Origin of the sequence: Pseudomonas sp. B21-010, from assembly GCF_024749325.1 — a bacterium.
GTDB classification, from domain to species: Bacteria; Pseudomonadota; Gammaproteobacteria; order Pseudomonadales; family Pseudomonadaceae; genus Aquipseudomonas; species Aquipseudomonas kilonensis.
Genome location: NZ_CP087198.1, coordinates 3,988,625 through 4,001,089 on the forward strand (window position 1 = coordinate 3,988,625; position 12,465 = coordinate 4,001,089).

The window sequence follows — 12,465 nt, forward strand, 5'->3', positions numbered from 1 at the left end:
TGATTCGGCTCGCTCGATAAAACAAACCAGGTCATCTCCAGTTAGCAATCACTCAAGCAAAAACACTCCGTGCAAAGTGGCACGAGGCCTACCCCTTTTTCCTCACCGCCCAACCGCCCCCTCATACCGCCGCTGAATCCGCTCCAACTCCCCTGAACGCCGCAACTTCTCCAACGCACTTGCCCACGCCGCCACCACTTCATCCTCACTGTCAGGGCTGAAGGCGATGTACAACGATGAGCGATACAGTTCGATAGGGATCCGTCGCAGGGTGCCCGGCGCGATGTTCAACTGACGGCTGTAATAAGCCACGCCAGCATCGGTGTCACCGACGATGATGTCGGTGCGTCTGGCAAGCAGCATGCGGTAAAGCAGCTTGCTCTCGGTGGCGCTTTTATCCAGGTTGTTGAAGCCCAGCGACTGCAACATCTGCGGCACCAGGCCGGCGTGGCGGGTGGTGATCTGCGGGGCATGCAGCAGTTGTTCCAGGGAGTTCACCGGCGGCGTACTGGCCAGTTGATAGGGGTGAATGGATTCCTCCACGATCGGTCCGACCCATTTGTATAACGGCTCGCGCTCCGGTGTGCGGAACAGGGAGTACATGATGGTCTTGGGCCGCGTCTTCAGTACCTGGGTGGCTCGCATACTCGGCTGCAACAGGACCTCGAAGTCATTCCCGGTGAGCGCCATGATGGCCCGGACGATCTCGGTGGTCATGCCGGTGAGCTGATTGTTTTCCTGATAGTTGTACGGCGCCCACTCTTCGGTGATGACTTGATACTCCTCGGCCCCGGCATCAACCGTGCCGAGCAATAGGCAGAGCAGCGCTGCAGCCGGTGTCGAATGTCTCACGTGTTCTCCCGCCGGATTGTTCGGTGTTTGTGCATGGATGGAGCCTGATTCAAAGGGGGCAAGGTAAGCATAGACCCAAACACACGCCCGACAGTTGAAGCAGTCCACATTCCGCCCCTTAGCAACCCCCAGGCCTTGGTGTACGATCAGCGCGAACCGGATATCGGCCAGCGTACACGGCGCTTCCCTTTCGCCCTTCTCCCTGTGACCCGCCCACATGAATCCGATCGACCCACTGTTGTTTCAACGCATCATCACCGCCCATGGCCACGTCGAAGGCGCGGCGTATTTCGACGCTGAGGAAAGCCTCGCCCATGAGGTGTTTGCTGACCGCATCGTTTTCCAGACCAACTACCTGGATTACCGCAGCTATGAGGTCGATCTCGCCGAGGGCCGCGTACGCGTGCGCAAGACGCGGCTGGATAACTACTCGCGCGGCCATAAGGCACAGGTGATCGATGACGACATGGATGACGAGGACTGGGCCGAGCTGGGCAGTCTGTGGCAGCGCTTGAGCCACGATCTGGACACCCAGGGGCAAGGGCCGCAGCCCGATTTGGCCGATACCCTGGCCGATCTGTTTGATTGTTTGTTCGACGAGGCGCGCGCGCAGGCGCTCATTCAAAACATGCCGGCGCCTACCGGGCAATGGGATTGGGCTTGGACGCAGGTCGAGTCAGCGCTCACCGAGGCGAATCAGTTGGCGGGGTTCGAATGGAAGGAGTGGTCGTCCTACGGGATCGATGCCGTCAATGCCCTCGCCCCGCTGCGACAGTTGGGCATTGAAATCCCTGCGCCGGAGCGTAAAGCCATCGATGCCATCAACCGCGCCAACAATTGGGAGCGTGCGCTCCTGCAGTATTTCAACGCACAGCTGGAGGCTCATGACTTGAAGCTGTTGGCCATCGGCACGCACTTCAATGAATACCAGGCCTTCGCCTGCCTGCCCATGAACGGCCTGGGCCTGATCAATGCCTTGGAGATCATGGGAAGGCTGGGCATCGTCTACAAATATTAAGCGACTGGCGCCACGCGCTTTCGGTTCGCTTTTACCAGCCCATAAAGGGCTGCCCCTCCTTTGAGCCTCGAAGTGACGACATGACAAACTGTGATCAATGCGGATCCGTCCTCCCTTACGACACCGCTGCTTGCCCGCGATGCGCCGGGGAAATTCGGCACATGGTAGAGGCGCACGCGCCAAGCTCCGAGCCGTCGAAAGGGCAGAAAATCCTGAAATGGGTGCTGATCGGCATTGTGGTCGCGGTGCTGGCAGCAGTGGCGGCGGTCATGTGGATCTTGCACTCGCTGGGGCCGATGCCTTCTTTTGGTTGATGGCTACAGATACTTCCCAACCCACGGATGGATGAACACATGAAAACCACCCTTGATCACCTCGTCATCGTGGCAACGGACCTCGATACCGGCTGCGCGTTCGTGACTGACGCGCTGGGCGTCGACCTTCAGCCGGGTGGCGTCCATTCACGCATGGGCACCCATAACAGGCTGCTGCACCTTGGCCCCGGGCTCTACCTCGAAGTGATTGCCGTGGACCCGTCCGCCCTACGTCCGGACCGGGCACGCTGGTTCGGCCTTGATCAATTGGCCCCCCATTCGCCGGCACGCCTGGCGACCTGGGTGGCACGCACTGATGATATCCATACCGCTCGTGATGCCTGCCCTGGCCTTGTCGGGGATGTCGAACCCATGACGAGAGGAACATTGAATTGGCAAATAACCATACCGGCTGATGGAAGCCTTCCCATGGATGGATCAGTCCCCACCCTCATTCAATGGGCGCCTGGGCTTCATCCGGCGGACACGCTCCAGGACAAGGGTTGTGCGCTATTGGCACTGGATGTCTTTCATACGGATCCGGAAAAGATCAAAGCGATCCTGACGGCCATGAATTTTTCTGGCCGGATTCATCTTCACGCACTGCAAGCGCCTTCGGCTCCCTATCTGCTTGCGCATATTCAAACGCCAAATGGGTTGAAGACACTGCCGCTTTTACACGTGTGACCGTTTGGGGCGGCTTCGCCACCCAGCGGGAGCAAGCTCCCTCGCCACGAGTATTCACTTCGTAACCGAAGCGAAACGCAGCTATCCGATTTTCCCATAGTTGCTATCGATACCGGCGCCGTTCTCGTCCTCGGCCTCTCTCTCTAATCTGCCCACCAACGCGATCGACGACGATCGCCGCAGATCAAACCGACCTTATGGAGAGAGAAACGATGAACACCTTCAACCGCACCCTCGCTGTCGCCACCCTGGCATTGGCCACCCTCAGCGCCGAAGCCGCGTCGCCTGGCCAGGCCGCTGCCAGCGCGTCTGCTGTCGGCAGCGTGGTCCAGTCCGCCAGCTACATCACCACCAAGGATGGCGTGCAGCTGTATTACAAGGACTGGGGCCCGCGCGATGGTCAGGTCGTGACCTTCAGCCACGGCTGGCCACTGGACTCCGACAGCTGGGAAGGCCAGATGATGTTCCTCGCCTCGAAGGGTTATCGCGTGGTGGCTCATGACCGTCGCGGCCACGGTCGCTCCAGCCAGCCTTGGGAAGGCAACGACATGGATCACTACGCCGATGACCTGGCGGCGGTGATTGAAGCGCTAGACCTGAAGGCTGTCACCCTGGTGGGCTTCTCGACGGGGGGCGGTGAAGTGGCTCGCTACATCGGCCGTCACGGCACCGCTCGAGTGAAGAAAGCCGTGCTGGTGTCCTCTGTCCCGCCATTGATGCTCAAGACCGACACCAACCCCGGTGGCTTGCCTATCGAGGTGTTCGATGGCCTGCGCAAGGCGTCCCTGGAGAACCGCTCGCAGCTGTACCTGGACATTGCCTCCGGCCCGTTCTACGGCTACAACCGCAAGGGCGCCAAGCCATCCCAAGGGCTGATCCAGTCGTTCTGGGTGCAGGGCATGCAGGGTGGCAGCAAGAATACCTATGACTCGATCGCGGCATTCTCGGCGACCGACTTCCGCGGCGATTTGAAGAAGTTCGATGTGCCGACGCTGGTGATCCACGGCGATGACGACCAGATCGTGCCTATCGACGCTTCAGGCCGGGCCTCGGCGGCGCTGATCAAGGGCGCTCGACTGATCGTCTACCCTGGTGCACCGCACGGCTTGACCGAGACGCACAAGGATCGCCTCAATCAGGATCTGCTGACCTTCCTCAAGGAATAAAAGCCCAGATCTCTTGTGGGAGCGAGCTTGCTCGCGATGGCGGTGGATCAGCTTGCCTCAATGCTGAATCTGCCGACGCCATCGCGAGCAAGCTCGCTCCCACAGGGGGTTTGGGGTGGATTCGGCGCTTGTGTGCACTCAAGATCAATTGTGGGAGCGAGCTTGCTCGCGATGGCGGTGGGTCAGCTTGCCTCAATGCTGAATCTACCGACGCCATCGCGAGCAAGCTCGCTCCCACAGTTGTTTTAGGATGGATCACGAATTCAATGCCGCAACAACTTACGCAATGGAATCTCATCCTTGCGCACCGGTGACTTGATGACGATGTAGCTGAAGTACTTGGAGATGCCGATGTTCTTGTCCAGCAGGCTTTCCATCACGTCCTGATAGTCCTGGATGCTGCGGGTCATGAAGCGCACCAGGTAGTCGTAGCCGCCGCTGATGAGGTGGCATTCGAGTACTTCATCCACCAGCCGGATGTTGGATTCGAACTTGGCGAAGTCCTCACGCTTGTGGTCGCTGAGGGTAACTTCGGTGAAGACCGTCACCGAATCGGTAATCTTGGCCAGGTTCAGATGGGCCTTGTAGCTGGAAATGTACCCCAACGATTCCAGTCGTTTGACCCGCTGAAGGCACGGGCTGGCGGACAAGCCCACGGCATCGGCCAGGCTGACGTTGGTCATGCGGCCATCTTTTTGAAGCTCTACCAAAATGCTGATGTCGATCCGGTCCAGTTTCGCTAAACCTTCCATCGCATACCTCTTGCCTGCCGTTTGTAAGACAATCTTCTAACAAAATCAGCGTCGTAAGGACAGCTGATGCTGAGCGACCAGATCAGCCATGCTGTTGATGCAATAGTCCGCCGCACAGGGCGCGGGAGACATATCGGCGTTGCGGCAGATCAGGCAGACAGCCCCAACCGACCGTGGGCGGGCGCCGGGACGGGTCACCTGGAGAATAGACTCGGCGCTCAGGCCATTGGCCGCCAGCCAATCGTGATCCTGCAACGGGTCGCTCGCCAGCGAAATAAAATCATCAGGCTCGATGCCCAGGCGCTCGCACAACACGCCCCGGTCCTCGGCATCGCGATCCCCTTGCACCAACAACCGATAGAACTTGCGCAGGTAGAGCATCGCACCCGGCGCATCCTCGAACAGCGTCCAACCGGCAGCCGAGCGGGCGAAGCTCATGCCCTCCTCCCAACTGACCTTGAGCTTCCAGCGCTCGGCCAATTGACGGTGGGCGAAACACAGCAAGCCGCTGAAGCCCAATTCGCCGAAACGCGGATATAAGGCTTGCAGCACTTCGTCAAAATCGGCGAGCACCTGTGCTTTGTCCAACGGCTCGCCATGGTTTTCCAGCAGCGGCTGCAACGCCGTCCAGACGCCGGAGTCCCGATCCACCAGGACCTCATCGCAATCGATCAACAACGCCCGATATTCAGTCAGCCTCATCTGTAAAGCCTCCGATGATGTCCCATCGATCAACGCTCCATTAATCGCCACTGACGCTTGCCCGGGCAAACGTCATGAACGCAGGCATCAGCCGAGGACGCGTGCCAAGGCGCCGTCGAGAATCTGCAACGCTTCGTCGATCTGCGCTTCGCTGGTCACCAGCGGCGCCAGGAAGCGCAAGACGTTGCGGTACACCCCGCACTTGATCACCAGCAAACCGCCGGCCCGGGCTTCGTCGATCAGGCGTTGGTTCAGGTCGGCGTCCGGGGTGCGCGCGTCGTCATGCTTGATCAGTTCGATCGCCAGCATGAAGCCGCTGCCGCGCACGTCGCCGATCTGCGGGTAACGGGTTTGCAGGTGCAGCAGGCCCTGGCGCAAGCGCTTACCCAGGACTTCACCACGGGCCAGCAGCTGTTCTTGCTCGTACGCCTCGATCACCGCCAGCGCCGCCGCGCACGACAGCGCATTACCGCCGTACGTACCGCCCAGGCCACCCGGCAGTGGAGCGTCCATGATCTCGGCCTTGCCGACCACACCCGACAACGGCAAGCCACCGGCGAGGCTCTTGGCGACCGTGACCAGGTCCGGCTGGATGCCGGCGTGCTGGAAACCGAACCATTTACCGGTGCGACCGAAACCGGTCTGGATTTCATCGAGAATCAACACAATGCCATGCTTTTGCGTCAATGCGCGCAGGCCCTGCAAAAACTCGGCGGGGGCCGACAGGAAACCGCCATCGCCCTGCACCGGCTCGATGATGATGGCCGCGACCCGCTCAGGTGCCACTTGGGTGGCCAACAGCTCGTCCAGCGCCTGGAGCGCCATTGCGCTGGTGACGCCGCGATAGGCATTCGGATACGGCGTGTGGAAGACCTCCGGGGCGAACGGGCCGAAGTTCTGTTTGTACGGCTGGCTCATGCCGGTCAGCGTGGTGCCGAGCAAGGTCCGGCCATGGAACCCGCCGCGAAAGGCAATCACGGCCGAGCGGTTGGTGTGGGCCCGGGCGATCTTCACGGCGTTTTCCACCGCTTCGGCACCCGAGGTGAAAAATGCCGCTTTATAGGCGTGCTGGCCGCCGATCATTTCGCACAGGCGCTGGGCCAGGTCCAGGTAGGGCTTGTAGGCCACGACCTGGAAACAGGCATGGGAGATCTTCTGCAACTGGGCCTGCACGGCCGCGATGACCTTGGGGTGATTGTGGCCGATGTTCAACACACCGATGCCGCCGACGAAGTCCAGGTAACGCTTGCCGTCCACGTCCCATAATTCCGAGCCCTGGGCCCGATCGATCACCAACGGGTGCGCGGTGACCAAACCACGTGGCACGAATTGATCACGCTGACGGAGCAAACTTGGGGTTTCTTCGACTTTACTGTTCATTGGCATTTCCCATCGTGAGCCTCGCACCCAGGAAGCGGCTGCGGTGTGTTCACAGGTTAAGCGTTCGACGCGATTGTCTAAGCCGAACTTGGTCGTTGAGAAATTCGGATCGACTGTTTACACCCCGGCAAACAGCAGAATCCTCCAGAGGCATTCCAGCCCCATGGAATCTGCCGCAAGAGGCACCTTGCAACGCAGTGCGATGCTGCTACGCCGGCCCTTTCGACAGATCCTGCTCTGGCGTTGAGGCATGCTAGGGGCTCCTTGATTTCAGGCGAGAAGTGACCCATGGCCCTGCTCTATAAAGCTGACCCGGTACGCGGCGAACACTGGCGGCGCCTGTTCGCCGAACACGCGCCGGACATTGAATGGCGTGCCTGGCCAGACATCGGCGACCCGCGGGATATCCAGTATCTGGCGGCCTGGCAAGCGCCGGACGACGTCGAAACGCTGTTGCCGAATCTGCAGGTGCTGTTCGCCTTGTCGGCCGGCGTGGATCAACTCGACCTTGGCCGCTTGCCAACGACGCTGCCAGTGGTGCGCTTGCTCGACCCCGGCATCAGCCAGGGCATGTGCGAGTACGCCAGTTTCGCCGTGCTCAGCCTGCACCGGGACATGTTGCGCTATCGCCAGCAACAGGCCGAACGCTGCTGGCAAGCGCACCGGCTGATGCCCGCCGGGCAACGCCGGGTGGGCGTCATGGGCCTGGGTTTGCAGGCACGGCAGATACTCGCCAGCTTGAAGACCTTTGGTTTTGCCTTGTCGGGCTGGGCCCGCAGCGAACATGACATTGATGGGGTCGCGTGCTTTGCTGGCGACGAGCAACTGCCGGCGTTTCTCGGTCAATGCGACATCGTGCTGTGCGTCCTGCCGTTGACCGAGCAGACCCGAGGGATCCTCAACCGCCAGCTGTTCCAACACCTGCCCAAGGGCGCAGCGTTGGTCAACATGGGCCGGGGTGGACACCTGGTGGAAGCGGACCTGCTTGAAGCCCTTGCCGACGGCCAGCTCAGCGCCGCGGTGCTGGACGTGCTGGAGCAGGAACCGGCGCCGATGGATCATCCCTTCTGGCACCATCCACAGATACTGTTGACGCCGCACATCGCGGCGATGACCCAGCCTGAAAGTGCCTCTGGCGTGTTGCTGGAGAACATCCGCCGGCATCAACGGGGAGAATCGATGCTGGGCCTGGTTGATCGTGAGCGCAGCTATTGAACGCTCGAATAGCATGCTCCCCGTCACACCTCATCATGCGGTGTCGTGCTGCTGTCTTTTTATAAAACAGCAGCTATGACGCTTACCAGGTGATAGCATTTGGCCTTCAACTATCTGAAGGATCAGCATGCATGAAGCAGAACGTAAGGACACAACGACTGGATAAGCTTCATAAGCTTGTGACTGCCTACACCGCCGAAGCTCATGAGGAAAAACTGCTACCTGCCGATCACCCTGCACTCGCCTGGTTCACCCCATTCAAATACCTGAATCCAGTTAGCTGGGCACTTGCCCCAAATAAAATCCCCTACGTAGCGGCCACTGCGTTGGTTGACAGTTATTCCTGCCTGCCGCGAAGACCAGACATGGCGTTTACCTATCTGTGGACGGCTACCAACAGTTGCTACAACGATCTCTATATGAAGTCATCTGCCCATGCGGAAAGCTTGGGAGACTCGAAAGCCATTGAGAAATCCCTGATTGAAATCAACAAGATCATGCAGTCCCAAATCGCCTTGCCAACCGCCTCCACGCAGGGTCCCGATTTCAGCACCCCTCAAGAAATAATATTGGATTTCGCCCACCGCCTACCTGACAAGACACTGCATTTCGTCGCGTCTTACATCCTCAAGGGTATGGCTATCGAAAAACACAATGAGTTCGTCATAAAAAAAGCAAACAAAACCGGAAAAAAAGCAGACACCATCAGAAAAATTCATATCTCATCATCATACAAATCGTTTAAAACCAAGTTCAAGGCAATGTTCAATCATTTCTACTGGACCTACGGTGAGGCCTATTCCGCCCTATGTACGATTACCGAGAATCCGGACAAAACGGATGTAAGCTTCGGAATAGTCGAAAACGAAAAATCTCGAAAAATCACCCATGCGCTTGGAAAAGAGATAAAAACAATACTCATCAAGATACCTGCCATCGACCAATTCGATGACCTCGGCAAGCCCACCGTAAAAACCCCGGCCCTCTATTCAGACACCCAGAGACTAGAATTTCTCGTGTTTTGCCTTCTCTACGCCACCAGAAACAATAACGCGCACGGAAATGTAGCATCCAGGGTCGGCAGTATATTTTCAGACAGTCAAAGCATCGTTGCCGCTACTTGGATTTTTTTGTTTGGCTATTTCTACCTTTCATTGATTCTCCTGTGCTTAGGTTCTATTGAACCCGATGACCTGCATATTCATTCACTCAACGCCTCCTTATTAGATAAAAAATGACTAAACCCGAATTCAAGGCATTAAGCGGTGAGATTTTCGACTTTGAAAATCTCACCGACAGAAATGACTTCATGCAGAATGAAGTGAGCTTTTGGAAGCCAAAACTCAAAAGTCTCAAAAAACACGACACATCGAATGTTCACCAGGCCCTGACGAATATAGCGGCCTGCGTGGAGATTTTTGAATATCACATCGCCATGGAAGAGCAATATTTTCTCGACGAAGAAGCGCCAGAAGAGGAGCTTTCGGACGTCTGGATCTATAGCAACTCACCCGCCACGATCAAATGGCTGGAGATTTATTCGAATGAACCCGCTATTGCCGGAGGTTTCTACGATGCAATTTTTCTAGGCAAAAGTGATAACCCAGGCTCATTTAACGACTTCAGCGGATACCTGGCCGCGTATGAATTCAAACTTCCCCTGCAAAACTCTTTCGCACAGCGTTCCACTTCAGAAGCGGCGGTGATACGTGGAATTCACTCAAACTTCTTCAAGATCAAATACAGGCTCGTAAAAAAAGCAAGAAAAGAAATGAACCTGTTTGCCCAATGGCAAAAGCAGGAAGAGGAGGCCTGGGCAACGCGCCTTGAGACGCTAGAGTCAACATATAAAGAGAAGCTTCGGCTGGAAGGCCCCGCGACCTATTGGGCAAAAAAAGCCAGTGAACACCAGACACGTGGTTATATCTGGACAGGCGTACTCAGCGTCACCTTGTTTTTCTCCGTCATCGGCCTATGGACATCCTTCAATCTATGGCTGAGTGGTGACCGCACACCGATTGCCCTCAATCAGATCGAGGGTGCGCTCATTTTCGTAACCCTTATCTCAACGTTGGCCTTTACCGTCAAAACACTCTCAAAGCTGGTTTTCAGCGCATTCCACCTTCAACGCGATGCAGAAGAACGAGAGCAGCTTACCCACTTGTATCTGACATTGAGCAAAGACACCCAAGTAGACGAGGAATCGAGAAAAATAATCCTCCAGTCGCTGTTCAGCCGCTCGGAGACAGGACTTATCTCTAATGAATCCGGACCAACCATGCCCGGACTGACGGACCTGCTGTCTGCTTTCAAAAAAGGCTGACAGCCACTGAAAGGTTATTCGCGCAGCACCTGCATACTTATCTATCGCGCTTTCGCGTCGGCCCAAGCCTGAAATCCGGCCCGGTATTTACTGCTGGCCGAGCAGCTGATTTGAGCAAGAAATGTGGTCGGCAAAGCCGTTGCTGACGGAACATACCGAATCAATTGGCGGCCCTTGCCAGGCCTCGTTGCAGGTGAGATACACACGCTTTCAGCGGATAAAACCGTCCGATCAAGCGCCTCTTTCAATGGTGATCTGCCATGTCCATTTCGCAACGCCCTACTTACTTCTATCGCGCCATGACCGCCACCGACGTGCCTGCGGCCCATGCCTTGTCCGTGCAGTTGAAATGGCCCCATCGCCTGGAAGACTGGGCGATGTTGCAACGCGTCGCCCAAGGGTTTGTCGTGGAAGACCAGGGTCGTTTGATTGGAACGGCGTTCACCTGCGCCCAGGGGGACTACGCCACCATCGGCCTGGTGATTGTCGACGATGAGTATCAGGGCCAGGGGATCGGTCGCAAACTGATGGAACTGGCGATCGAGGCTTGCGGCTCGCGGACCGCCGTGCTCAATGCGACGCTGGCCGGTGCCCCGCTGTATGCCAGCCAGGGCTTCGTTGATTTTGGGCATATCCAGCAGCATCAAGGGCAAGCGCTGGTGCCGGCCCTGCAAGCACTGGCCGCCGGCGAGCACTGCCGCGAGCTGGGCGAAGCCGATCATGCCGAGCTGATCAAACTGGCCAATGCCGGGAGCGGGCTGGAGCGGAGCGCTGTGCTCAATGATCTGTTCGAGGTCGTTGAACATTCAGTGGGTATCGAGCGCGACGGTCACTTGTGCGCCTTCGCCCTGCTGCGCCCCTTCGGCCGTGGGCGCTGCATTGGCCCGCTCATCGCCCAGAGCCTGGAACAGGCCCAGCACTTGATCGCCGTGCTGCTGGCTCAAGTGCCGGACGCATTCGTTCGCATCGACATCCCTTCAAACAGCGGCCTGGCCCCTTGGCTGGAAAAGGCCGGGCTCAAGCAGGTCGACACCGTCGCCCAAATGGCACGGGGCACGCCTCCGCAAGCGACCGGCGCAGTTCGGCAATTTGCGCCGGTGACCCAGGCCATTGGCTGAAAACCCCGCACTCCCCTCAACGCTTCCCTGGAGAATCATCTTCATGCTCGAACCCACTGCAGTGCTGTTGGCACACGCCGATGGCCGCCTTGCCTCAACCCCGTTCACCCCGGGTTCGCTGGGCGCCAAGGATCCGTTCGACCGCCTCATCGCCTATGACGGGGCGGATGGCATGGCTGCCGGCGTGGTCCGGGCGAGCGGGCTGTTCAGCGTCGATGCATACCCCTTCAGTGAGACGCTTGTGGTGCATGCCGGCGCAGTGACGCTGCGCAGCCAGGGACAGACGCTGCAGCTCAAGCCAGGTGAAAGCGCGGTGATCGGGCGGGGGACGGCGCTTGAGGTCGAGGCGCAATCTGGCTCGCTCTGGGCCTTCTGTGCCGATACCCAGCGTATCGAAGCGCACCTTCCCGGGCTGACGGCACTCCCCGCCCACACCCTGCTCTCGCCTTCCGCAGCCCCGGATGACGAGATCCTGCTCAGCCCGCCGCCGCAATGTAGCTCGCACAATTTGTTTGTCGAGCAAGCGAGCAACCTGCGCATCGGTATCTGGGACTCGACGCCCTACACTCGCAAGTCACGACCGCACAAACTGCATGAGCTGATGCACCTGCTCGAAGGCAGCGTCACCTTGCAGGCAGCCGATGGCAGCGACTTGACGGTCAACACCGGCGATACCGTATTCGTCCCGCTGAATGCACCGTGTGCCTGGAAAAGCAGCGTTTATGTGCGCAAGGTGTACGTCGTCAAATAATCCGGTGTATGGCAGCTCCACCGCTATCGCGAGCAAGCTTTGCTCCCACAACGGGTTGCGGGTGGATGTGAATCTTGCCGCCAACCGAGGGCCCCATGTGGGAGCGAGCTTGCTCGCGATGGCGGCGGCACAGCCAACATCATCGCAAGCTGATCCACCGCTATCAGAGCAAGCTCGCTCCCACAAG

At 58.3% G+C, this 12,465-nt stretch carries 13 protein-coding genes; 9 read left to right on the forward strand and 4 right to left on the reverse strand.

Going from position 1 to position 12,465, the window contains the following annotated elements; genetic code table 11:
- Positions 1 to 102 precede the first annotated feature (102 nt).
- Positions 103 to 852, reverse strand: a complete 750-nt coding sequence (locus tag LOY50_RS17450) for an ABC transporter substrate-binding protein (RefSeq protein WP_258688684.1) — start codon at positions 850 to 852, stop codon at positions 103 to 105.
- A gap of 217 nt (positions 853 to 1,069) precedes the next feature.
- Here LOY50_RS17450 and LOY50_RS17455 point away from each other — a divergent pair, with 217 nt between their 5' ends.
- The 4 genes from LOY50_RS17455 to LOY50_RS17470 all read left to right on the forward strand — a co-directional run bounded on the left by LOY50_RS17455 (position 1,070) and on the right by LOY50_RS17470 (position 4,037).
- Positions 1,070 to 1,870, forward strand: a complete 801-nt coding sequence (locus tag LOY50_RS17455; RefSeq protein WP_258688686.1) for a hypothetical protein — start codon at positions 1,070 to 1,072, stop codon at positions 1,868 to 1,870.
- Positions 1,871 to 2,031: 161 nt separating this feature from the next.
- Positions 2,032 to 2,184: a hypothetical protein gene (locus LOY50_RS17460; protein WP_258688688.1), complete on the forward strand. Its 153-nt coding sequence runs from the start codon at positions 2,032 to 2,034 to the stop codon at positions 2,182 to 2,184.
- Positions 2,185 to 2,223: 39 nt separating this feature from the next.
- Entirely contained in the window at positions 2,224 to 2,871 is a 648-nt protein-coding gene (locus LOY50_RS17465; protein ID WP_258688689.1) for a VOC family protein, read from the forward strand.
- A gap of 212 nt (positions 2,872 to 3,083) precedes the next feature.
- Positions 3,084 to 4,037: an alpha/beta fold hydrolase gene (locus LOY50_RS17470; protein WP_258688691.1), complete on the forward strand. Its 954-nt coding sequence runs from the start codon at positions 3,084 to 3,086 to the stop codon at positions 4,035 to 4,037.
- A gap of 263 nt (positions 4,038 to 4,300) precedes the next feature.
- Here LOY50_RS17470 and LOY50_RS17475 read toward each other — a convergent pair whose 3' ends face one another.
- From LOY50_RS17475 to gabT, 3 genes are all read right to left on the reverse strand, one after another.
- Positions 4,301 to 4,789 carry an Lrp/AsnC family transcriptional regulator gene (locus LOY50_RS17475; RefSeq protein ID WP_003203167.1) on the reverse strand — a complete coding sequence of 163 codons (489 nt, stop codon included), beginning with the start codon at positions 4,787 to 4,789 and terminating at the stop codon, positions 4,301 to 4,303.
- Positions 4,790 to 4,834: 45 nt separating this feature from the next.
- Positions 4,835 to 5,491, reverse strand: a complete 657-nt coding sequence (locus tag LOY50_RS17480) for a hypothetical protein (RefSeq protein ID WP_018601222.1) — start codon at positions 5,489 to 5,491, stop codon at positions 4,835 to 4,837.
- A gap of 87 nt (positions 5,492 to 5,578) precedes the next feature.
- Positions 5,579 to 6,871, reverse strand: coding sequence for a 4-aminobutyrate--2-oxoglutarate transaminase (gene gabT / locus LOY50_RS17485; RefSeq protein WP_253476082.1), 1,293 nt, complete (start codon positions 6,869 to 6,871; stop codon positions 5,579 to 5,581).
- 288 nt (positions 6,872 to 7,159) lie between these two features.
- Here gabT and LOY50_RS17490 point away from each other — a divergent pair, with 288 nt between their 5' ends.
- From LOY50_RS17490 to LOY50_RS17510, 5 genes are all read left to right on the forward strand, one after another.
- On the forward strand, positions 7,160 to 8,086 hold the full coding sequence (locus tag LOY50_RS17490) for a glyoxylate/hydroxypyruvate reductase A (protein ID WP_258688695.1): 927 nt from the start codon (positions 7,160 to 7,162) through the stop codon (positions 8,084 to 8,086).
- 131 nt (positions 8,087 to 8,217) lie between these two features.
- Positions 8,218 to 9,324, forward strand: a complete 1,107-nt coding sequence (locus LOY50_RS17495) for a hypothetical protein (protein ID WP_258688697.1) — start codon at positions 8,218 to 8,220, stop codon at positions 9,322 to 9,324.
- A complete protein-coding gene (locus LOY50_RS17500; RefSeq protein WP_053177693.1) occupies positions 9,321 to 10,409 on the forward strand; it encodes a DUF6161 domain-containing protein in 1,089 nt (362 codons plus the stop codon). Before LOY50_RS17495 ends, LOY50_RS17500 begins: the two co-directional genes overlap by 4 nt.
- Positions 10,410 to 10,669: 260 nt before the next feature.
- Positions 10,670 to 11,527: a GNAT family N-acetyltransferase gene (locus tag LOY50_RS17505; RefSeq protein ID WP_258688701.1), complete on the forward strand. Its 858-nt coding sequence runs from the start codon at positions 10,670 to 10,672 to the stop codon at positions 11,525 to 11,527.
- Between the two features lie 43 nt (positions 11,528 to 11,570).
- Positions 11,571 to 12,278 carry a cupin domain-containing protein gene (locus LOY50_RS17510; protein WP_258688704.1) on the forward strand — a complete coding sequence of 236 codons (708 nt, stop codon included), beginning with the start codon at positions 11,571 to 11,573 and terminating at the stop codon, positions 12,276 to 12,278.
- The last annotated feature ends 187 nt before the right edge of the window (positions 12,279 to 12,465 follow it).